Source organism: Piscinibacterium candidicorallinum (assembly GCF_047549485.1).
Lineage (GTDB): Bacteria > Pseudomonadota > Gammaproteobacteria > Burkholderiales > Burkholderiaceae_C > Piscinibacterium > Piscinibacterium candidicorallinum.
The window spans coordinates 3,382,317-3,404,205 of the sequence record NZ_CP180191.1; the positions used below are offsets into that span (position 1 = coordinate 3,382,317).

18 protein-coding genes are annotated in these 21,889 nt (G+C 61.2%); 2 read left to right on the forward strand and 16 right to left on the reverse strand.

What is annotated here, in order from left to right; all coding sequences use genetic code 11:
* Positions 1 to 90: 90 nt before the first annotated feature.
* The 16 genes from ACMDW7_RS15280 to tssA all read right to left on the reverse strand — a co-directional run bounded on the left by ACMDW7_RS15280 (position 91) and on the right by tssA (position 19,653).
* Positions 91 to 552, reverse strand: a complete 462-nt coding sequence (locus tag ACMDW7_RS15280) for a hypothetical protein (protein ID WP_377302906.1) — start codon at positions 550 to 552, stop codon at positions 91 to 93.
* The gene (locus ACMDW7_RS15285; protein WP_377302904.1) at positions 549 to 944 is read right to left on the reverse strand and encodes a DUF4150 domain-containing protein; all 396 of its coding nucleotides are present in this window, start codon (positions 942 to 944) and stop codon (positions 549 to 551) included. Before ACMDW7_RS15285 ends, ACMDW7_RS15280 begins: the two co-directional genes overlap by 4 nt.
* Before the next feature lie 11 nt (positions 945 to 955).
* Complete coding sequence (locus ACMDW7_RS15290) at positions 956 to 1,696, reverse strand: DUF3540 domain-containing protein (protein WP_377302902.1); 741 nt, start codon at positions 1,694 to 1,696, stop codon at positions 956 to 958.
* Between the two features lie 20 nt (positions 1,697 to 1,716).
* A complete protein-coding gene (locus ACMDW7_RS15295; RefSeq protein WP_377302900.1) occupies positions 1,717 to 2,775 on the reverse strand; it encodes a pentapeptide repeat-containing protein in 1,059 nt (352 codons plus the stop codon).
* Complete coding sequence (locus tag ACMDW7_RS15300; protein ID WP_377302898.1) at positions 2,772 to 5,357, reverse strand: DUF2169 domain-containing protein; 2,586 nt, start codon at positions 5,355 to 5,357, stop codon at positions 2,772 to 2,774. The genes ACMDW7_RS15295 and ACMDW7_RS15300 overlap by 4 nt, the downstream gene beginning before the upstream one ends.
* A 46-nt stretch (positions 5,358 to 5,403) precedes the next feature.
* The gene (locus ACMDW7_RS15305) at positions 5,404 to 8,124 is read right to left on the reverse strand and encodes a type VI secretion system Vgr family protein (protein ID WP_377302896.1); all 2,721 of its coding nucleotides are present in this window, start codon (positions 8,122 to 8,124) and stop codon (positions 5,404 to 5,406) included.
* A gap of 43 nt (positions 8,125 to 8,167) precedes the next feature.
* The gene (gene tssH / locus ACMDW7_RS15310) at positions 8,168 to 10,891 is read right to left on the reverse strand and encodes a type VI secretion system ATPase TssH (protein WP_377302894.1); all 2,724 of its coding nucleotides are present in this window, start codon (positions 10,889 to 10,891) and stop codon (positions 8,168 to 8,170) included.
* A gap of 68 nt (positions 10,892 to 10,959) precedes the next feature.
* Positions 10,960 to 11,946, reverse strand: coding sequence for a type VI secretion system baseplate subunit TssG (gene tssG, locus ACMDW7_RS15315; RefSeq protein ID WP_414859572.1), 987 nt, complete (start codon positions 11,944 to 11,946; stop codon positions 10,960 to 10,962).
* 58 nt (positions 11,947 to 12,004) lie between these two features.
* Complete coding sequence (gene tssF, locus ACMDW7_RS15320) at positions 12,005 to 13,882, reverse strand: type VI secretion system baseplate subunit TssF (RefSeq protein ID WP_377302890.1); 1,878 nt, start codon at positions 13,880 to 13,882, stop codon at positions 12,005 to 12,007.
* A gap of 3 nt (positions 13,883 to 13,885) precedes the next feature.
* Positions 13,886 to 14,365: a type VI secretion system baseplate subunit TssE gene (tssE, locus tag ACMDW7_RS15325; protein ID WP_377302888.1), complete on the reverse strand. Its 480-nt coding sequence runs from the start codon at positions 14,363 to 14,365 to the stop codon at positions 13,886 to 13,888.
* A 55-nt stretch (positions 14,366 to 14,420) separates the two neighbouring features.
* Complete coding sequence (locus tag ACMDW7_RS15330) at positions 14,421 to 15,281, reverse strand: type VI secretion system accessory protein TagJ (protein ID WP_377302887.1); 861 nt, start codon at positions 15,279 to 15,281, stop codon at positions 14,421 to 14,423.
* 5 nt (positions 15,282 to 15,286) lie between these two features.
* Complete coding sequence (locus tag ACMDW7_RS15335; protein ID WP_377302886.1) at positions 15,287 to 15,844, reverse strand: type VI secretion system tube protein Hcp; 558 nt, start codon at positions 15,842 to 15,844, stop codon at positions 15,287 to 15,289.
* A 100-nt stretch (positions 15,845 to 15,944) separates the two neighbouring features.
* Entirely contained in the window at positions 15,945 to 16,415 is a 471-nt protein-coding gene (locus ACMDW7_RS15340) for an Hcp family type VI secretion system effector (protein WP_377302885.1), read from the reverse strand.
* Positions 16,416 to 16,555: 140 nt separating this feature from the next.
* A complete protein-coding gene (gene tssC / locus ACMDW7_RS15345; RefSeq protein ID WP_377302884.1) occupies positions 16,556 to 18,046 on the reverse strand; it encodes a type VI secretion system contractile sheath large subunit in 1,491 nt (496 codons plus the stop codon).
* A 43-nt stretch (positions 18,047 to 18,089) separates the two neighbouring features.
* Positions 18,090 to 18,593: a type VI secretion system contractile sheath small subunit gene (gene tssB, locus ACMDW7_RS15350; RefSeq protein WP_054126254.1), complete on the reverse strand. Its 504-nt coding sequence runs from the start codon at positions 18,591 to 18,593 to the stop codon at positions 18,090 to 18,092.
* A gap of 46 nt (positions 18,594 to 18,639) precedes the next feature.
* A complete protein-coding gene (tssA, locus tag ACMDW7_RS15355) occupies positions 18,640 to 19,653 on the reverse strand; it encodes a type VI secretion system protein TssA (RefSeq protein WP_377302883.1) in 1,014 nt (337 codons plus the stop codon).
* Between the two features lie 252 nt (positions 19,654 to 19,905).
* Between tssA and tssJ the strand changes: the two genes are divergently transcribed.
* Positions 19,906 to 20,409: a type VI secretion system lipoprotein TssJ gene (gene tssJ, locus ACMDW7_RS15360; protein ID WP_377302882.1), complete on the forward strand. Its 504-nt coding sequence runs from the start codon at positions 19,906 to 19,908 to the stop codon at positions 20,407 to 20,409.
* 57 nt (positions 20,410 to 20,466) lie between these two features.
* Positions 20,467 to 21,807 (forward strand): type VI secretion system baseplate subunit TssK, encoded by a 1,341-nt coding sequence (tssK, locus tag ACMDW7_RS15365; RefSeq protein ID WP_377302881.1) that lies wholly within the window; start codon positions 20,467 to 20,469, stop codon positions 21,805 to 21,807.
* Positions 21,808 to 21,889 lie beyond the last annotated feature (82 nt).

A 21,889-nucleotide genomic window follows, 5' to 3' on the forward strand; every position in this document is an offset into this window, starting at 1 on the left:
ATCAAGCATCCATGCGCCTCTTCAGACCAAAATGGCTGAAGAGGCGCACCAGACAAGCGGAAACGGTTCTGGGCCGCCCGCGGCGCGCGGCTACTTGTACTGAACGGCGCTGGGCTGGGTCAGGCCCTCGCGTACCCAGCGCTCGCGCCGGGTATCCAGCACGACCTTGGCGGGCTCGTCGGCGCGCACCAGCACAGGCACGGGCTTGCCGCCATCCGCCATGGCCAGCAGGAAGCCGATGTCCTGATCGTGGAAGGCCTGGGTGACCGCGTCGTAGGGCGCGCCACCGGGCAGCGTCACGGTGAGCTGGATGCGCAGCAGCTGGCGCCGGTTCATCCGCAGATTGATACCCTCGACCACCTTGACGCGCGCGGTCGCTTCGCTGGGCTTGGCCATCACGTCGTCATAGAGCGACGCCACCTTGCCGATGCGGTACTGCGGAATGAAAGCCGCCCCCAGGCCGATGGCCACCGGCGCGATGAACAGCCACGCCCAAGGCTTGGCGAGGACTTCAAAAAAGCCGGTCTTCTTGCGCTCCTTGGGCTGTGTCATGGCGCGAGGATCAGGAGAATCGTCTGGCTGGGCACGGTGCGCGCACCGGGCGCGTTGGTGCTGTTCTGCAGGGACATGCTGCTCAGGCGCGTGACGGGCGCGCCTTGCGCAATCGTCGTGAACGAACCCGTGAGATGGCGCGACGGCCCCATGACCGTTCCCGAGGCGACACCCAGGTTCACACCGGGATTGTCACCGTTGGTCATGGGGATGGTCGTCGCCATGTTGTGGATCGGCATGCCCATCACCAGCACCGTCGGGCAGTTTGGAATGGCCATGTTGCCCATGGCCATGTTGGGGTAGGGGATCGGCACCGGGCCGGCGGGCGTCGGCGTGAGGCACACGTCCGGCATGGCCATGTCCATGCCCATCATCTGCGTATTTGCAAACAAGTTTCGCTCCTTCAGCCGATATGGACCTGGCCGCCACGCAGCTTCACCAAGGTCTTGGCGTCGACCGCCACGTTCTCGGCACGCGTGCTGGCCAGCGTATCGGCCTGCACGTCCACGATCGGCGCCTTCACGGCGTCTGTGCCTTCGCTCATGCGCAGATGATGCTGCGCATGGCTTTCGTGGCGATCGAACACACTGCGCCAGAGCGTGCCTGCCATCTTCACGCTCGTCCAGACCGCATCCAGGGCACCCACGACACTGAAGGCGCGCTCGGCAACCATCTGGGCCTCACGGGCGCGGAACTCGGTGCGCTCGGTATCCACCTTCAGCGCCGGCGTCTGCAGCGCGATCTCCGGTGCGCTGAGTGTCAGCGTGCCAGCCCCCACGACGAGCTCGGCATCGGCGGGCAGCTGCACGCGCGGCGGCATCTCGGGGCTGGCCGCGGCTTTCAACACATGTACGACATAGCCGGTCTCACCGACCAGCACGTAGGCCACCAGATCGGCGGCTTGCGCCTGCAGCAGGCAGCTCGAAGCCATCTGTACCGGCAGCACCGCGCCGTTGTGCACGACCTGAAGGCTGCCGTCATCGCGTGCGCCCAGATAGCCGGCGTGCAGGGCGATCTGCCCGGCTGCGCTCCCGGCGCGGGGCAGCGGTGCGGCGACGTCGATCGATGCGACAGATGCGCCCTCGCTGCTGGCCAGTGCGAGATGCTTGGTCCGGCCGCGGCGATCCTGCGAAGAAGCGTTCATGTCGAGACTCCTTGTATGGCTCAGGCGGGCTGACGGCCCCACTGCTCGGCCTTCTTGCGGGTGTCGTCCGTTCCCAGCACGTGCTTGCGCTGCGGCAGTGACACCTCTTGCTCGAAAACCTCGTGAAAGACGGCGCGATGCATCGTTGCGCCATCGAACTGGACGCGCTGCAGACGTGCGTGGCTGAAGTCCGCGTAGGTCAGCTCTGCGTCCCGCAGCGAGCACTCGTTCATCTGCACGCGCTCAAGAAAGGCCTGGTGCAGATCGGCGCCATCAAACCGGCACGCTTGCAGCTGTGCGGCGGGCCAGAGCGTCTGCCTGAGCTTCGCAGCCCCGAAGTCAGCGCCCTGTGCCCGTACCTTGGCAAAGATGGCGTGGTTGGCCTGGGCCTTGGAAAAGCACGCACCGGACAGATCGGCGCCTGTGAAATTGCACTGATCCAACTGGGTGCCCGTGAAGTCGCAGCCCGCAACTGAGGTCTGCTGGAACTGGCAGCCGACCAGCGCCTGCCCCGCAAAGCTGCGCTTGCTCAGGTCCATGCCGTAGAACAGGGTCAGCGCGCAGTGCGCGAACGCGAAGTCCGCCTCGTCAAGCCTGCATGCGGACAACACGGTCTGGTGCATGTGCACGTCACGCAAGGATGCCTTGACGAAGCTGCACTCGATCAGGTTGGCCTGCTGCATCTGCGCAGCGTTGAAGTTGCTGCGGTCCAGGCGAGACTGCAGCACGTTGGCCAGAGACCAGTCAGTGCCCGAAAAGTCGCCGTCCACGAGCCCGCACTCGATCAGCTTGGACAGCATCCAGAAGCTGCCGCGCGCCTTGACCCTGGAGAACCTGCAGCGATTGAAGGTCGCGCCACGCGCTACCGCACTCTCCAGATTGGCGCCGGAGAAATCGCAGGTGTCGAAGGTCGACTCCCGCAAGTCTGCCCCCGCGAGATTCGCGCCGGAAAAGTCCACGGCGTGAAAGAAGCCGCCCCGCAAGGGCGTGCGCTGCAGATCCAGCCCCGCGGCTGAGACCTCGACCACGGGCTCGCCGTGATGAACAGCCATGACCAGCGCATCGGGCGTCAGGCTCATGCGCTCACCTTGCGCAAGGGACGAATCTTTGCCCGATCGACATTCGCATCCTGGAACAGGGTATTTCGATCGCGCCGGACGCGCGAAAGATCTGCGCCATACAGATTGGTGCCGATGAACAGGGTCGCCCGGATGTCAGCATTCTGCAGCACGGCATGAGAGAGATCCGCGCGCTCCAGCGCAACCCCGCCAAGCGCGGTCCGGATCAGGAGCGCCTGCCTCAGCCTCGCGCCGTTGAGTTTGCTGCCCACCAGATCCGCACCACTGAGGTCGGTCTGCTCGGCATTGATGTTCTGCAGCGTACTGTGCGCAGCCCGAATGCCGCGCATGCAGGCCCGGCTGAAGTTGGCGCCGGCTGCGTCCAGCTGCTCAAAAACGCAATCCGGATCAAAGGTGGCTTGCTCAAACGATGCACTGTGCGCCCGAACCCCGGTGAACGTGCACTTCATGAAGCTTGAACCGTCGAAGCAGGCCTGCTCCATTTGGCAGTCAATGAACGCGCATTCAATGAAGGTGCACGCAGCCAGCCGTGCAGACGAGAAGTCCACACCGACGAACCGGGTCTTGATGAAGTTCAGCTCCGAAGCGCCGCACTCCGTCATCCGCGTGCGCTCGAACTCGGCCTCATCAACACGTGCACCATTCAGCGCAGCCTGGTGAAAGTTCGTTTGCTTCAGCTTTGCTCCGCTCAAAATGGCGCCTGTCAGGTTGCAGGCCTCGAAGCTGGTTTCTTCGAGATTCGCCTTGCCCAGATTGACGGCTTCCATGTTGGCCTGATCGAACCTCGCGCGCGCAAGCTGTGCGTGCGCCAGCACGGCATGCCGAAGATCGGCGCAGCGGAAATCAGCTTCCTCCGCATTCACCGATTCCATCTGCGCGCAACTCAGGTCTGCCTTGGGCAACTTGATGGCACCCAGCTGTGCTCCCGTGAGCTGCGAGGCGGAAAGAGATTTGCCATGGCCCTGCAGGACGAGCAACGCATCGGCATGCTGCTGTGACGCTGCGGCAGACATCGGCAGTGCCGGCGGCTGCAGGTGAGCACTTTGCCAATAGCCCATCAGGACCGCGCCGTGCGCCTGCGCCATCTTCTTCTCGATCCGGGCGATCTGCGCTGGGTCAGCTCCAGGCCCAAGCGCCTGCTTCACCTTGGCAATCTCGTCGAACGCGCTGAATTTGGGCGGCCCTCGATGAACCAAATCGTCCAGCGCAATCTTGTTTGCAGCCGCGAGGCGCTGCACCTTTTCAAGATCGGCTGCCGTCTGCTTGAGCGTCTCGGCCTGGAGTTTGGTTGCGCCAGACATCAGTTGCTGCAGGTAGGCAGGCAGCTCCTGAAGAGTCGGCGGCCTCTCCCGAACAGGGGCCTTCACGCCGAGGCGGTCAGGATCCTGGCCGATCGCAAGCAGTTTCTCGCGCAGGGCCTGCACCTTGGCCTGTGCACCGCGGAACTGGTTGTCCGCAGCGAAACCCTCCAGGCCGCGCGCCTTGCTGGCCTCCTCGAGCATCGGGTCGGTCATCGGCAGGCCTGCGGGTAGCAGGTCCGCATCGTTCATGCTGTGGATGGCGCCCATCTCCGGATCGCTGCGGCGCTGCAAGACCTGCAAGTAGTGCTCGCGCGGCTTTTCTTCACCTACACGCTCAACGCCGGCCATCAGCAGGTTCACGTCAGACGCGTCATCCTCCTGCACTTCGAGCAGACCCTGCGCGATGGCGACCAAGGCCTTCGCTTCCGGAAAGAACCAGAGTGTGCTGAGACGATTCGGAATCTCCTTGAAGCGTTCGCCTTCGCCCTTGTTGAAGCGAGCGATCAGTCGAATAGCGAAGTTTGGAAGAGCGCCTTCGAGCACCGGCTCGGTTGGGTGGAGATGCTGAAACTTGAATCCGGCGTCTGGCGGGATTGCACCGCTGAACCACTGGTCTTCCGGTGCGAAATTGAAGTACTTCCAGTTAATGTCCGGGGGGTAGCCGGGTGCATGCTGTTGGAGCCAGTTGTCGTCGTATGTGCCGCGGAATCGCGCGCGGCTGGCCCACGTGGGGTCAATCCGTCCGAAGCCGGCAGGCCTGGGCCGTTGCTCGGGGGAGTGGATGGGCTCGCTCGGGCTTTCGATGTTGGGGAGCCAGACCGCCTCCGCGCCATGCATCAGCTGCTTGTGGAGCCCACGACCGAGCGGATTCTCGGGATGGCCCTCGCCACCGAACGCACGCGTCCAGTCGATCGGCATGGACCGGAACGGTAAAGCGGCGCTGGGCTGTCGCCCCTGCCACATCCGATCGCCATGAACGAGCAAGGTCTTGTCCAGCCCGGCGACCTGCGCACGTACGGCGCAGCCGTGCTGCTGCCCGGCGGGTGGATAGGCACAGCCATGCACGAGATACTCGGCGGTGGTCTTGACTACACCTTCATCAATCAGCGGCTCTGGCATCGCGGTCGCCAGAAACTGCCACATGGACGCCTCCGACCACAAGGTGTGGTCCGTCCGCGCAAACGGCATGTACATGTAAGCAGACACGCAAAGGCCGAAGCGCCCACCTGTCTCCAGCGGGCGTGCCGAAACCCCCAGACTCATCGGCTTGATGACCTGCATGGCGCGTGCGCCCTCGTTCTGATTTGGTCTGTCGCGGGTTAAGGACTCACCAGCCCCCAGGGGGCGCCGACGGGCCTGGAGGGTTCGGCATCGAACTGGACGCCGCATCGTTCAGCGCCGTGGTCGCAGCGTTTGCGCGCGCTTCCATCGAGCTGGATTCCATGGCGTTTTGCGCATCAGGACCAGCACCCACCGTGGTAGCAAGCCCCCCGACAATCGACTCGCCGAGAAGGGTTCCGAAGCCCTTGCCAGAGTTCTCCGAGAAGTCCGATACGTCCCGCATCGCGGCGATCACGTTGCCCAGCGCAGCGACGCCCGCCGCCGCTTGCCCAATGCGGTAGAAGGCGATCGCGGTATTGGACATCGTCGAGGTCGCTTGCGCCGCAGACGCGGCGCTGGTCGAGCCCGACGCAGCCGAGGCAGCGGTACCGCCACTGCTTGCAGCTCCCGCGCCGCCTGGGCCACCGCCACCACCGCCACCACCGCCGCCACCGCCGTTCATGACGTGCATCGCAGCGTTGTTGACGTCCATCGCAGCGCTCTTGAGCTTGATGATGCCTTGTTCAATCGCAGGCGATGTCGACGCTTCGACCAGCGGGCCGACGCGGGTTTCCATCTTCGCCCCCACGAATGTCTCAACAGCAGCGCCCAAGGCTGTTGAGAGGGTGACCGACAGTTCGAGCTCGTTCTTGAGCCCGATGAAGGTCTCGCGCATGCCACCGATCATGGTGTCCGAAGCGGAACCAATGTAGGTGCCGGTGTTGGCCCCCAGGAAGACGTCGTTGGCTTCCATGCATGTCCGGTCAAACTTCTTGCAGGTGTAGGTCACATCGCCCGGCGTGTTGAACGCAAAGCTCGCTGCCTGGAGGGACTGCGCACCGGTCGCCGTCGTATTCAGTACGCCCTGCGCCACAAGGTTGTAGGCGCCCTGAACGCCGACGGTCAGCGTTCCATAGAGCTGGTTCGAGTCGCCCGAAACGATCTGCACGTCGGTTGTCGTCTTGCGTGCATCGGTCGCGGTGACTTCAGTATTCCGATTGCCGGTGACCTTGGTGAACTGGTCACCTGTCAGATTCAGGATCTTGTTGCCAGTGATCTTCGCCTGATCGCCGACTGCACCGATATTCAGAACGCGGCCGCCCTCTTCGATGATGGTCGTGTCCTTGTGCTTGATCTTGGACAGGCGATCATGGAGCACATGTTCGGTCTTGTCATGATCGACCTTGACGTTCATGTCGTTCTCGACCTCAGTGACGAAGTCTTTCTCGGCATGAATGAAGATCTTTTCCTTGCCTTTGGCGTCTTCGAAATGAAGTTCGTTTGACTTGGCCACCTCGCCGCCAGCGCTCTCGGATCGCGTCATGATCCCGGTGCGGTACTTCAGCTCTGCCGGATCCCAGGGGGGCATGTGCTTGGCGTTGTAGACGCGGCCCGTCACGACTGGATTGTCGGGGTCGCCCTCGTAGAAGCTGACGATGACTTCCTCGCCAACGCGCGGCAGCGCAATGAAGCCGGCGTTGCGTCCCGCCCAAGGCTGGGACACACGCAACCAGCAGCTGGATTTGTCGTCGCGCTTGCCGATTCGATCCCAAAGAAACTGGACCCTTACGCGGCCATACTTGTCAGTGTGCACCTCGTCGCTCTTGCCGCCGACCACGATGCCGGGTTGAGGCCCCATGACTGTCGGCTTTGGCGTGACCCGCGCCGGTCGAAAGGGGGTCTGGCCGTTCAAGGCGGTGAACCGGATACTGCAGCTACCCGGTGCACCACCTGTACCATGTGCTTCAGGCAGGGGCTCAATGATTGTGAGTTGGGTGCTTGTGACGAGATACTCGGCGTTTTCCGAACGGATCGGAAAGCCCCTCAGCTTGAACGAAGCCCCACAGGCCAGACCGCGCGCATCGCTTTGTCCGATCGCCAACTGATGCTGAGCGTCCAGCTCCTCCTGCCGGATCCTCACGTACTGTTCGCCGTCTGCCGGATCGACGAAGTAGCCGGGATACTCGAAGATCTCTGCATCGGCCAAGTCATGGTCGCGCGTTGTGGAGCGCCGTTGGGTTAGATCTGCGCCCGGCATCTCGAAGTCGTAGTCAGTCACCACGTAGCGGCCGGGCTGGACTTGTACCTGCCGATCCCAGCTGATGATCGACTCGGCGTCATCGCGCGATGTATCGACCTGCTGGCGATACGGGATTTCCGCGTAACCGCTGAAAGGCTGGTGTGCACTCATCGCATCGGCCAAGATCAAGGTGTGCTTGCCCGACGAGTGCTTGAAAAAGTAGTAGATGCCCTCGTGTTCAAGCATGCGACTGATGAACGCGAAATCCGTCTCGCGATATTGGACGCAGTACGGCCACTTCGTGTAGGTGCCTGTCGTGTGATCCTCGAATGCGGCGATGGGGTGATCAGCGAAAACTTCCTTGACGATCTCGATGACGGTCTTGTCCTGATAGACCTTGCAGTCCTGAGTACGCGTCAAGAACCAGAACCATGGTCGAACAACCGCCTGATAGCTCATGTAGCGGCCTTGACGCAGTCCGGACGCGAATCGAGTCACATAGCCATCGAAATGCCGCTTCTCTCCGGTGCCCGTCACAAGCTCGACGGTGACGGATTTGCCGAGCAGCTTGTAGGCGTCAATGTTGGTCTGCTCGCTGAGCAGGTCGAGGTGGTACTCGAACAGGCGCGACAAACCTTCAGAGCCCGTCATGCGCTGGATAAACAGATCGTCGCCCAGTGGCGAGATAAGCGTAGTGAGCTGATTCATTCCCCGTCCTCCACCGATACCGCGACCCGGTATCGGTCAGGGTTCAGTCAAAGTTGTACGAAAACTCGCCGTCGGCGACGGACAGCTGCACACCATTGAACGGCCGCCCCTCCGACAGGCGCGTGAGGTACTCGATGCTGACCTTCGGAAGAATCGTGTTGGTCAGAATCGCATCGATGATCCGTCCGCCGGAGTCCACTTCATTGCATCGACTGACGATCAGCTTGACCGCTGAATCGTCGTAGTTGAAGGGCACCTTGTGATTCATCTCGACACGCTTCTTCACGCGATTGAGCTGCAGCTTGACGATCTCTCCAAGCATGGAGTCGGATAGTGGGTAATACGGGATCGTGACAAGGCGGCCAAGGAAAGCGGGCGGAAACACCTTCAGCAAGGGCTCACGCAGCGCCTTGGAGATCGACTCGGGATCCGGCATCAGCTCAGGATCCTTGCACATGTTCATGATCAGATCGGTTCCCGCGTTGCTGGTGAGCAGGATGATCGTGTTCTTGAAGTCGATGTAGCGCCCTTCACTGTCTTCCATCCAGCCCTTGTCGAAGACCTGGAAGAACATCTCGTGCACGTCGTGATGCGCTTTCTCGATCTCGTCGAGCAGCACAACGCTGTAGGGGCGGCGGCGCACAGCCTCCGTCAGGATGCCACCTTCGCCGTAGCCTACATAGCCCGGTGGCGAGCCCTTGAGCGTGGAAACGGTGTGGCTCTCCTGAAACTCGCTCATGTTGATGGTGATGACGTTCTGCTCGCCGCCATACAAGGACTCTGCGAGCGCCAGTGCCGTTTCCGTCTTGCCGACGCCGGAGGGTCCGCAGAGCATGAACACACCAATGGGCTTGTTAGGGTTGTCCAGCTTGGCGCGGCTTGTCTGGATCCGGCGGCTGATCATTTCCAGGCCGTGACGTTGGCCGATGACCCGTGCGTTGAGCGTATCGGCAAGCCGGAGCACGCTCTGCACCTCGTCCTTCACCATTCGCCCGACCGGGATGCCGGTCCAATCACCTACGACGGCAGCGACAGCCTGCTCGTCGCAAGTTGGAAGAATGAGCGGGGAATCGCCCTGCAGCGCGTGCAGCTTGGCGTTCAGGCCGTCCAACTGGGCAAGCATTGCTTCACGATCCGCTGGCGACACTGAATTTGCGCCTGTGTCCTTGGCGCCCTCAGCCGCCTGCTCTGCAGAGCTTCCAGTACCTTCGACCTTGTTGCCGCTGTCGCGCAGCTTGGCACGCGTCGCGAGGATTTCTTCGACGAGCGTCTTTTCCTCCTTCCAGCGTGCCTCCAAGCCGACAAGTTCAGACTGCGCTGTCGCAAGCTTCTGCTCAGCATCCGCGCGACGCTTTCCGACCTTGAAGCCTGCGGCCTCCTCGCGTCCGATGATTTCGAGCTCGGTGGTCAACGCTTCGATGCGACGCTGGCAATCCTCGACAGCCGCTGGCGTCGCATGCTGACTGACAGCCACTCGGGCACAGGACGTATCCAAGAGGCTGACGGACTTGTCCGGCAGCTGACGGGCAGGGATGTAGCGGTGCGATAGTCGTACAGCAGCCTCGAGTGCCTCATCAAGGATCTGGACCTTGTGATGCTTCTCCAGCGTGGAGGCAACACCGCGCATCATCAGAATCGCCTTGTCTTCGGTCGGCTCCGGAACCTGCACGACCTGGAATCGCCGCGTCAGCGCTGGGTCCTTCTCGAAGTACTTCTTGTACTCGGCCCAAGTCGTCGCACCAATCGTGCGCAGCTTGCCCCGGGCAAGCGCGGGCTTGAGCAGGTTCGCAGCATCGCCCGTTCCTGCAGCACCGCCAGCACCCACCAGCGTGTGGACTTCGTCAATGAAAAGGATGATGGGCTTGGCGGATGCCTGGACTTCGTCGATGACCTGGCGCAGACGCTGCTCGAACTCGCCCTTCATGGACGCCCCTGCTTGAAGCAAACCAATGTCAAGCGACAGCAGCTTGACGTCCTTCAACATCGGTGGGACATCTCCCTTCGCAATCCGCAGCGCAAAACCTTCCACAACCGCAGTCTTCCCTACGCCGGCTTCACCAGTGAGAATCGGGTTGTTCTGGCGTCGGCGCATGAGAATGTCGACGATCTGGCGGATCTCGTCATCGCGACCAGTTACCGGGTCGATCTCGCCCTTTGTGGCTCGCTCGGTCAGGTCAACGCAGAAGCGCTTGAGCGCTTCACCCTTGCCCATTTGAGGGGGGGCCATTGCACCGCTGGCTTCGCCGGGGGCTCCGCTCAAGCCACTGCCGTCGCTCGGGGCTTGATTCTCTTCAGGCGAGCCAGATGTGATGCTCGCAAAGTCGCTTGCCAGGATGTCGGGCTTGATGTGCTCGAACTGACGGGAAATTCCGAAGAGCGCATTGCGCAGCGAGTTTGTCTTGAGCATGCCTACGAGCAGGTGGCCCGTCCGGACCTGCTGCTCACCGTACATCAAGGTGGCATAGACCCATGCGCGCTCTACCGACGCTTCGATGTACTCAGACAAGTCGGAGATCGAGCTTGCGCCACGCGGCAATCTGTCGAGCGCTGCGACAAAGTCGGTCGCGAGCTTGCTGGCGTCAATGCCAAAGTGGCGGACGATCCGGTGGATGTCCGAATCCTGCCCCTGGAGGATCTGTTGCAACCAATGGACCAGTTCGACGTAAGGGTTGCCTCTCAGCTTGCAGAAAACCGTTGCACCTTCGATCGCCTTGTAAGCGGTCGTGTTGAGTTTTCCGAACAAGGCAACGCGACTGATTTCGCTCATAGTGTCTTCTCCCTGATATTCCCTTGCGCGAGCGTCACACAGAGCGACGAACGCTGCGTCCCGCCGAGTCAGTGTTCGAGCGCCAGCTCCAGATGCAGATCTGCAGCGTCGTGACGAGCAGAGTCACTGCCGAACCAAGCGCTCCAGCCCAGTGCGCCACTTTGCCCCAATCGCGCGTGCGGAACATCGCGCGAACGCAGTACCAACTGGACTTGGACGGCCATCCTTCGCCCGAAGAAGTTGAGCATCCAATCGCGCAATGCGGGGGCTGCGCGCCCACCCGGCAGGAGGTCTTCGTACTGTGAGCGGCTCATCGGACCCATCACCAGTCGGATCTTGTATTGACGGTCCCAAACCCGCTCTCCGAGCGTCGCACCGCGACCAAGCCGATTCGCCTGAAGACGAACGCCCAGCCGTGTGAGATCCTGGACCTGCAGCTTCATCCAATGCCCGACAAACTGCTCGACGCGAACGCGCATTCCGAAGTAGCTGCTCAAGACACCTTCGATGCCCTCGAGCGTCCGAACGCTGCGCGCCATCCAGCTAGCGAACCGCTGCTTCGCCATATCGGGCACAGAATCGCGCCCGAGTAACCCAAATGTGCCGTACCCAGCCAGTGAACGCACATAGGCTGAGAAGTGGTCAGCGTTCGCACGATCCATCGACACAGCGGGATGCGCCTGCGCCCAGCTGCGATAGAAAAGCGACAGAAAGCGATGATGAAACACGTCGAGAAAGCGCGCGAAGGTTCGATCACCGTGATGCATGACGCGCTGCATGGCGAATTCGGTCAGGTGTAGCGGCAGCGGCCCGTTGGGCCCAAGAAAGCCGAAGAAACGGACCTCAATTCGAGCGGGCGCATAACTGGATTGCGGCGTGAACCCCGAAACCGCTGAAGGCGCGAAGGACAGCGAGGGCTCCTGCCCCAGGCGAACCGGATCCTGCTGAGGGCGCAGGCTCTCGCCAAAGCGAGGCGCGCCCTGACCAAGCGCATCAATTCGACGTAGAACGGCGTAGAAGTCGAATGACCACGGGGCTGCCTCGAGGGCCGACAAAAGGCCGTCTAGCGCCTTGCTGGGCGCTCCGCCGGTGTCGGATCGGGCTGCACCCATATCAGGTCAGTCCAACACGCCCAGCCCGCGGCGCCCATTGCATGATCGGGCCGCGCTGCAGCGAAGTCATTGAGAATTCAGTGAACGAGTTCGCGGCAGCATGGCGCGCAAAGACTCGCTCGAGCACCGCCCCCAGAAGGAACGCACTGGCGCCCTGGAACGCCATTTCGTCCACCTGGAGTTCGATACCCACACCGCGTGCGAACGCGATCGGGCCTTGCATGGGTAGCCTGCGCACACTTGCCTTGGAACTGACCGAGCGAACTCCGTCAATCTGCCGCTGCAGACCCGGCTCGACATTGGCCAAGTACAGCTTGAGCATCTCTCGTAGCGCAGCTGCGCCCTCTTGAGCGCTGAGATCTTCGTATGCGAGGTAGTTAAGTGATAGATGACTGATCAAGCGCCAAGCCATGGCGCCTTGTGCAGCAGGAGCAAACGGGCGAGAAGGGCCTCGGATGCAACGGATTGCGGCCATCGGCACGGAGACATCAGCGACGAAGTCGCTGCCCCCGCGACCAATGGGCATGAACAAGGGCAGGTCGCGATTGGTCACACTGACCATCAGTGAGAGTTGCTTCAGGTCGGACCGATACGGCGCCTCTTTCGGGTCGACGACCGACAGGAACACCTCGCTGCCTATGTAGCTGCTGCGCGGCCCCGTTCTGCGCTGATTTGCAGACAGCACTCTTTGCTCGCGCCGGACCGCAAAATACGCGGAGTGCTCAGAAGATTCACCATGAAACTTCGAATACAGCGGCAAGAACTCAGTCTCGAGATCTGAGCCGGCACTGAAGCCGGTGACTCGATCGACGGAGTGAACCTCGAAATCTACCGGTCGAGTTCGGTCGACGATCACCTGGAACTCGTTGCTCGACTCCGAAACGTGTATGCGGTCCGCTCGCCTCGTTCGCAGATTGATCGCCGGTGTCGTGAACAGCGAAAACATGCCGGCGTCGATGAAACTCTCGAGCTGGGGGTCGGCTCGGCCAAATAACAGGACCAGCTCAAATTCGGACTCGCTGATTGACGAGATTGCCTTGCGCAACAGCCCGGTCAGCCTCAAGAACAGGAATCGCGATGGCAGCGCAAAGTACTCTTGCAGCAGGCGGTAGCCTTGGAATGACTGGGCGGACACCGGGAGAAGCGCGTGCTCGTCATCGAACCCTAGCGGCTGGAGTGCGTTTTCACCGAGAGTCTCGAGCTTGGCCGGTGAAGGCCTCCCCGCATGGACGTAGGCGCCAAGAAACGAAGCGGTAGCCAGCTCGTAAAGCTTGTAGCTAACTTCGAGCGGCCCAGACAGGCAGAAGTCCAACTCATCGAGATTCAGCTGGTTGGCCTTGAGCCCAGCGCCGACCTTGATGCGAATGCGGACTCCTCCCTTAATCTGACTTGACTCGCGTAGCTTGTTCAGCGGCAGGTCAGGAGCAAACGAGAAGTACTTTGCCTCCACAACTTGTAGCGGATACAGGCGCATTGCGTGAGCGGTCACGAACTCACAGGCCGTCGTCTCATTGGCCGGCAAGCTGCCGCGCAACACCGTACCTCGTGCCACCAACGGCCCCTTCGCCAAGTTCGCGTCGCTGATGTCGGGCTGGAACTGCGCGACGATCATTGACGGCACCGGCGTCAGAAAGTTGGGGTAGACCACCTCCAGCAAACGCTGAGTAAAGCGCTCGAACTCTGCGTCGAGTTTGTATTGGAGCCGAGAGGTCAGAAACGCAGCGCCTTCCAGGAGCCGCTCAACGTACGGATCGGAAACCTCCAAGCCCTCGACACCCAAGCGTCCCGCGATCTTCGGAAATTGCTTGGCGAACTCTGCACCCATCTCTCTCAAGAACGAGAGCTCTTGGTTGTAGTAGCGGATCAGTCGGGGGTCCATGACTTAGGCTCGCGAGTTGCGTCCGGGTGAATCGTCGAGAGCGATCAATCCGGTTTCCAAATCGAGTGTCGATTTGATGATGAGCTCAAGCGGGGTCGGCTGCGCCCATAGCGTTCCTCGAATCCGGAGCTGGAGCAAGTTGTGCGAATCCAGAATCGAACCCGCGGTACTGACCCTGACCTCAAGCGAGGACGCGTCAATCCTGGGTTCGAAGCGCTCAATGACCTGCCGAATGGATGCTTCGACGTCTTGCTGAGCAATCTCGGAAGCAGTCTCGCCCGAAAATGCGGGCAGGCCATAGTTGATTACTGAGTTCTCGACCTCGGTTTGGCCCTGGATGAGTGATTGCCGAATCTGGGCTGCGTTCAACAGCCACTCAAGGTCTCGCAGCACGGCCTGCCGGAGCTGACTCTTGCTGAGCACGCGCCTGTCAGAAGATTCGACCGCGACGCTGGGGTCATCATCGATCAGGCGGTCGAGCAACGAGGGCTGCAAGCGCTCCTGGGGAAGAAGCTCCGCCACGAGACATCAACCTCACTCAAGCAACCGGCGCGGGCTCGCTGCTGCCGGAGGCCTCTCCGTCAGCAGCAGCAGGCTCGTCGACTACCACACTACGAACGTCCAGCAGCGAGTACTCAGCAGCATCCGTCACGAATATTCGCTGCCCGACGCCGCAGTACACGCCAGGAAAGCGCTCATTGAATACTGTCTTCCGCGCCATGCGCGCAAGATCATCGCCTTCAGACTCGGTGCCGGCGTAACGCACCGGGAGCAATGCCAGCGCCTCGCCTCCGTTCACGAACGTGAGTTTCGCAGGCAGCCATACATGGTCACGAAGATCGGTGGGCGCCTCAACATCGATGGCCAACAGGTTCTTGAACGGGAGCCAGTAGTAGCGGTTGTTGATCACCGCCTCAAGAACCGGTCCGATACGCGAGTCAGCGTCTGCAATCCATTCGAATCGCTCACCGTTGACTGACCCGCTCGATGCAGGCGCCTGGTCCAGGGCATCCGCACGAAGCTTCGCAGCCGCCGCGGGATCGCCCTTGGCTTCCATGAGCAGGGCCTCTATCAGCATGGCAAGCCACTGGTCTGGATAACCGAACACCATGGGCGCCTTCTCGCCAGCAAAAACGCTCGCCCTTAACACCTCGCACTGAATCGCTTCCGCATACATCTGCCGCATCATCGCCGCAGCAGGGTTCATCTCGGCCACGACGTCGAGCTGCGTCTTGGCGCGCTCCCACTGTCCGAGAACTGCGAGTAGTTGGAAGAGGAAGGTACGCAGCTTCGCGTCGGCCGGTGATTTGCGCACGGCGTCCTGCAAAGCAGCCAGCGCAGCGGTCGCTTCGCCGCCAGCAACAAGCGCCGCGGCGCGATCAAGATCGGGTGCGCTCATTGTTGTTATCGACTTGCCGAGTGAAAGCGGAAGTTAGCCACGATCTGCGGCTGGGGCTGACCGTCACTGCCTTGCGGGATAAACCACATGCCGATCGCGTCGTAAGACAGGGTCACCTGCTCAACAGCCTCCAACTCGCCTGGTGCAATGACGACCTCTTGCTTCGTCACGCGAACGCCCTGCATCGAGTAGCCGTAGAACGGAAGCGGAGGAACGGTACCCGCCTTCATCATGAACAGGATGGCTGCATGTGGGTCACCAGAACCCATCGCGGCAGCTAGCTTTGCGGAGGCGGAGTCCAGGCGCTTCGTCAGAATCAACGGTGCCGGCGAGACAATGATGTTGCTCTCCGAGCCGCGCTGAGAGCTACCTGCCACGGCGGTACTGTTGCTCTCGGCAGACCAGCGGAGTCCGATCACATCAATGAAGGGTGCCAGGCCCGGGATCCGCGACGAGAAGGCCGTCGACAGCATGCGATGCGGGCTCTCCAACAAGCTGTCGCCGGTCAGCTTCTGGTTGGTACGTAGGTTCTCCATCGCGAGAACAATGTTGCTGACACTCATTTCAACGCTCGGAAGGGATTAGGTTTGGGCGCATGCGCCGCCACAAGCGACATTGCCCATCGGCGGGGTTCGGCCGATGGGCAATGCGAAGCCAAGCTCGTTACTTCTGAGCCTTGATGTCGTACTGCGCCTTCACGCCGGCGTCGAGAGAGCCATCGGCTTTCTGCGGCTTGTACTCGATCTCATACTTGGTGAAGTTGATCGTGACGCTTTCCATGGGGATTTCGCCACCGGCCGACGGGCTCACCGAAGACACAAGCAGATCGGCCAGCTTGATGACAAGGAATTCCTGCTGCTGACCACCAGCCTTCCGAGCGGTCAAGACTGCAGATTTGATGTGTGTGCCCTTGACGCACTTGTCAAAAAGGTTCGGGCTTGCCTTGTCGTACTCGTGAGTGAAGTTGAAGTCGCTCACTACAGCTTTGCCTGCGCCACCACCAGCCCCCATACCGTGCGTGCCGGTATTGGTCACACCCCAGGACCAGGACAGCACCTGGATTTCCTTGCCGTGCTTGGCGTCCGGAGATTCACCTTCAATTCCATCAATCTTCAAAAAATAGTCAACAGCCATTTCAACTCTCCTTCCGAGAAACTTTTTAACCGGGCCAGCTTTGCACTTCAGTTGGCCCCGTCAGATGCCAGTGTGGTTGGCCAACAGCCCCCCAACAATCCCGCGCTCGCGGTAGATCCCGCGAGTGCGGGGTTAACCGATCAAGCCGACTTCGCGGATGGCAGCTTGGACACCAAACGCAAGCTCACGGTCAAGCCTTCCAGCTGATAGTGCGGGCGCAAGAAGAACTTGGCGCCGTAATACCCTGGCTGGCCTTCAATCTCCTCAACCACAACCTCGGCAGCTGCCAACGGCTTCTCCGCCTTGATGTCTTCACTGGAATTCGCCGGATCGCCGTCCACGTACTGCATGATCCAGTTCTGCAGCCAGCGCTGCATGTCGGCCCGCTCCTTGAACGAGCCGACTTTGTCGCGAACAATGCACTTCAGGTAGTGGGCAAACCGGTTGCACGCAAACAGGTACGGTAGCCGTGCCGCAAGCGCTGCGTTGGCGGTTGCATCGGGATCGTCGTACTCCGCAGGCTTGTGCAGCGATTGCCCACCGATGAAGGCTGCGAAGTCCGAGTTTTTCCGGTGCACCAGCGCCAGGAAGCCGTTCTTCGACAGCTCTGCTTCACGTCGATCGCTGATTGCGATCTCGGTCGGGCACTTCATGTCGACGCCGCCATCGTCTGTCGGGAAGGCATGGGTCGGCAACCCTTCCACAGCACCGCCCGACTCGATGCCACGAATACGGGAGCACCAGCCGTACAGCTTGAACGAGCGGTTGATGTTTACCGCCATCGCATACGCCGCATTAGCCCAGGCGTAGCGCGAGTGATCCGCCGCGCCCGTGTCCTCCTCAAACGCAAAGTCTTCCACCGGATTGGTCTTGGCACCGTAAGGTGTCCGCGCAAGGAAACGCGGCATGCACAGTGCCAGATAGCGCGCGTCCTCGGACTCGCGCAACGACCTCCAACCGGCATAGTCCGGCGTGCTGAAAATCTTTGTTAGATCTCGAGGATTGGCCAGCTCCTGCCATGAGTCCATCTGCATTAGCGTGGGCGATGCAGCGGCGAGGAATGGAGCATGCGCCGATGCAGACACCTTGGCCATCTCGCCAAGCAGTTCCACGTCTGGCGGGCTTTGGTCAAAGTAGTAGTCGCCGACGATCGCGCCGAACGGCTCGCCGCCAAACTGCCCATATTCTTCTTCGTAAACCCGCTTGAAGATCGGGCTTTGATCCCAGTTGGTGCCCTTGTAGCGCTTGAGCGTCTTGTGAAGATCAGCCTTCGAGATATCCATTACGCGGATCTTGAGGGATTCGTCCGTCTCGGTGTTGTTGACCAGATAGTGGAGCCCGCGCCATGCGCTTTCCATCTTTTGGAAGTCGGCGTGGTGGAGAATCACGTTCACCTGCTCGGACAGCTTCTTGTCGATCGCAGCAATCATTGCTTCGATCGACTGGACCACGTCCTTGCCGATCAAGCTCGTGTTTACGAGCGCCTGTTCGGCAAGGGTCTGCACCGCGCGCTCGACCTCGCTGCGAACTTCTTCGGTCTTGGGCTTGAACTCCTTGTTCAGAAGCGACGAAAAGTCCGAGCCTGCGAATTCAATCGCACCCAGCTGGCTGTCTGATTGGGTCTGTGCCATGTCAAATTACTCCGGGATAGTCTTTCGAGGTGATGCCGACCACTCAGGCCTGCTCACCATCCGGCTTCTTGGTTGCTGCCAGCGACTGAAGCAGCGCAGGGTCCTGGATCACCTTGGCCAACAGGTCCTCAGCCCCTGACTTGCCATCCATGTAAGTCACGAGATTTGAGAGCTGGGTCCGGGCCTGCAACAAGCGATTGAGCGAGTCCACCTTGCGCGCCACGGCAGCAGGCGAGAAATCGTCCATGTTCTCGAAAGTGATATCCACCGGGAGATTGCCTTCGCCCGTCAGCGTGTTGGGTACCTGGAAGGCGACACGCGGCTTCATGGCCTTCATGCGGCTGTCGAAGTTGTCCACATCAAAGGACAGAAACTTGCGATCAGGTACAGGCGGCGGCGGCTCGTTGGACTTGCCGGACAGATCCGACATCACGCCCATCACGAAGGGAAGCTGGACCTTCTTCTCGGCTCCGTAGAGCTCTACGTCGTATTCAATCTGGACGCGAGGAGCACGGTTTCTCGCGATGAACTTCTGACTGCTAGCCATGATGACGTCCTTTCATATCTGAACCACTGAAGCGCACTCAATGAGCCTATTCGCGGGGCAGTCCCGCCTGGTGTTCGATCTGCTGCAGACTCTCGGGCGACAGATCTCGAATGATGTCGATGAAGTTCATGCGCAGCAGACGGATGCCACGTCGAATGAATAAAGGGCCCGGATTGGCGGGGTCGGTCCGCTCAAGGAGATCGCAGAGCTTTTCCAATTGACGGATTGCTTCATCCCGATTGCCAACAGCACCGAGTGTCAGCCCTGCGGCCCCCACGCCCAAGCCCGCATTCGCGCCCCCATCAGCATCCGTGGTGGCATCGCCCGAATCGCTGCCGGCGACTGCCTTGACCTGCTTGACTACGAAACCGCATACGTCGCGCAGAGGCTTGAGGTCGACGGCTCGATCGCTGCCGACCTGTTCGTTGAGCCAGGTCTGTAGCTGATCGGCCTCGGACTTGACGCGCGAAAGCGCCTCCAGGCTCCCCGGCTCCGAACTCTCGAGATCGCCAAGAAATCCGCGAAGCTCGGCGTCGCTCGGCACCGCCATGCCCTCCGGCACAAGCGACGGATTGAGTGCGTACTCGAAAGACTTGACCTGGAAGGCAACGCCCCGCGCTTTGCCCACGGCGCTGTTGCGCACATCGGCCAGACCCGCCTCAGCGTGGGCCAGCGCTGACAGTGCGTTCATGCGCATCATGGGGTCGTTGTCGTAGTCGGCGTCGAGCAAAGGGAAGAGTCCGTCCCAATAGCGTGTACACAACTCACGCACCAGACCGAGACCGTCCGCCAGCGAGCGGAAGCCTTCCAAGGCGAGATTGGCGCGGATCAGGTGCACGCAAATGCGCAGATCCTTGGTGCGTCCAAAGAGCTCGATTGCCTGGCTGCGAACGGTGCGCCAATCCGGACCCTCGGCAGCGATGACTGTGTCACCGAACTGCTGCTCGGCCTTGGGCTGCGCCGCTTGCTCGAGCGCTAAAAATGCGGCGTCGTACTCAAGGTCGGCGCCACAAGGTGACTCGTCGCTAATTGGCTTGCAAAGTTGCTCGATGTCGAGCACGGCGCCCTCCCCGGATAGAGCGAATCGCCAGTCCCTTCGATGTGGCTGGCGGTGCGTAACTATGTGCCAACTTCGCCTTGTTCGCAGCCCCGTGTTTTGGGGATCGAGAAGTTTGGCCACGTTTGCGGCGCAGGTCCAATAATGCCGCCCACACGCATCGCAGTCTTTTCGCACGCGATGCCGCGAACAACGCAGCGCCGAGTACGTGACTCCCTGAACAAAGTGCGTCGAGTTTCCGGGCTGGCTGACATAATGTCAACGAAACAAAGGGAGGAGATCAGCATGGCATGGCGTCCATTGTTCGGGGCTCTCAGCGTGTCCGTTTTGCTGCTCGCGCTTGCGGGCTGCGGGGCTGCGCCGAAAGCAACACCCACCAAGCTGAATATCTCCGTCGCAGTTGCCAGCAACGCGAATCCAGATACGCGCAATCGGCCCTCGCCAATCGTGGTTCGCGTGTACGAACTGCGGGCGCCGGCCGGGTTTGAGGCTGCCGACTTCTTTGCGCTGTTCGACAAGGACCGCGAGGCACTCGCCGCGGACTTGCAGGCGCGGGACGAATTCACGCTGCAGCCTGGCGAAACGAAATCGATCGCCCGCGACGCGAAGCCTGAGTCACGTCATATCGCGGTGTTTGCAGCCTTTCGCGATCTTGAGCGCGCGACCTGGCGCGGCACGGTGCCACTCGTTGCCGGAAAGCCGAACAACCTGCGCGTGATCGTCGAAGGCCGAACCATTTCGGTTCGACCCGCCCAATAAGCCCTTCATTCGCAGCGGCGACGCAACGTCCACACGAGATCCACGGACCCCAAAATCATGTCGAATTTCCGAAAGGTCGTCTGGACCGAAGGCCTGTTCCTGCAGCCTCAGCACTTCCAGCAGGCCGATCGGCATATTGAGCGCTGGGTTGAAGGGCGTACCAATGCTCTGCGGCCCTACCCGTGGGGCTTCACCGCGCTGGAGATCGACGAAGACAGTCTGAAACTCGGTCGGATTGTGGTGACCCGAGCTCAGGGGGTGTTCCCGGACGGCACTCCATTTGATGCGCCGGCAGTCGACCCTCTGCCCCCCGCACTGGATTTCCCTGCGGACGCGCGCGACGCCAAGGTCGTTCTCAGCTTGCCCATGCGCCGCACCAACGCGCAGGACACAAGCTTGGGCGGCGAGCAGGATGCCGCGCTCATGCGCTACGTGGCAAACGACATCGAGCTGCGCGACGCCACGGCGTCGATGGAACGAAACGCATTCATTCAGGTCGGCAATCTCAACCTCAAGCTCATGCTTGCCGCGGACTCGACGGAGGCATACCAGGGGCTGGCGCTCATCAAGGTCCTTGAGCGCAAGCCGGACAGCGCGCTCCTTGTGGACAAGAACCACGTTCCGCCACTGCTCAATCTGCACGTGCACTCCCGAGTGGCCGGCTACTTGCGCGAGGCCCTCGCAATGTTCCATCAGCGCGGTGATGCGCTCGCAGCGCGATTGGGCAAGCCCGGTGCCGGAGGCGTTGCTGAAATCGCCGACTTTCTCATGCTGCAGTCGGTCAACCGCTATGAGCCACTCTTTCAGCACTTGAGCGAGCTGAATTCCGTGCACCCGGAGCGATTCTTCTCTCTATGCGTCGAAGCGATCGGCGACCTGGCGATTTTCGGCAGCACGTCGCGCCGCCCGCCCAAGCTGGCCGCCTATCTTCACGATGATCTGGAGCGCTGTCTGGGCGAGCTGATGATCCATTTGCGCGCTTTCCTGTCGACGGTGCTGGAGCAGCGCGCCATTCCCATTGAACTGGTCGATCGCAAGTACGGGGTCCGCACGGCAACTGTGTCGGATCTTGATCTGCTGCGGTCCGCCAACTTCGTGCTTGCGGTGAACGCGCAGGTACCTGGCGAGCAACTGCGCCTGCGCTTTCCCAGTCAGGTCAAGATCGGGCCAGTCGAGCGGATCCGCGACCTTGTGAACCTGCAACTGCCCGGCGTATCGCTTCGGGGTCTCGCTGTCGCACCAAGAGAAATTCCGTACCACTCCGGGTTCCACTATTTCGAACTCGATCGCAATGGGGACCTCTGGACCCAACTTCAGGCGACGGGCCACCTGGCGATGCACATCGCAGGTGAATTCCCGGGGCTCGAGTTGGAGTTCTGGGCCATCCGGGAGGGCTGAGCATCCGGATCGCGCCCTTGCCGCTTGACTGACCACCGGCGCACCCGGCTCAGCCGCGCCTGAACATAACAGGACGCTGCTC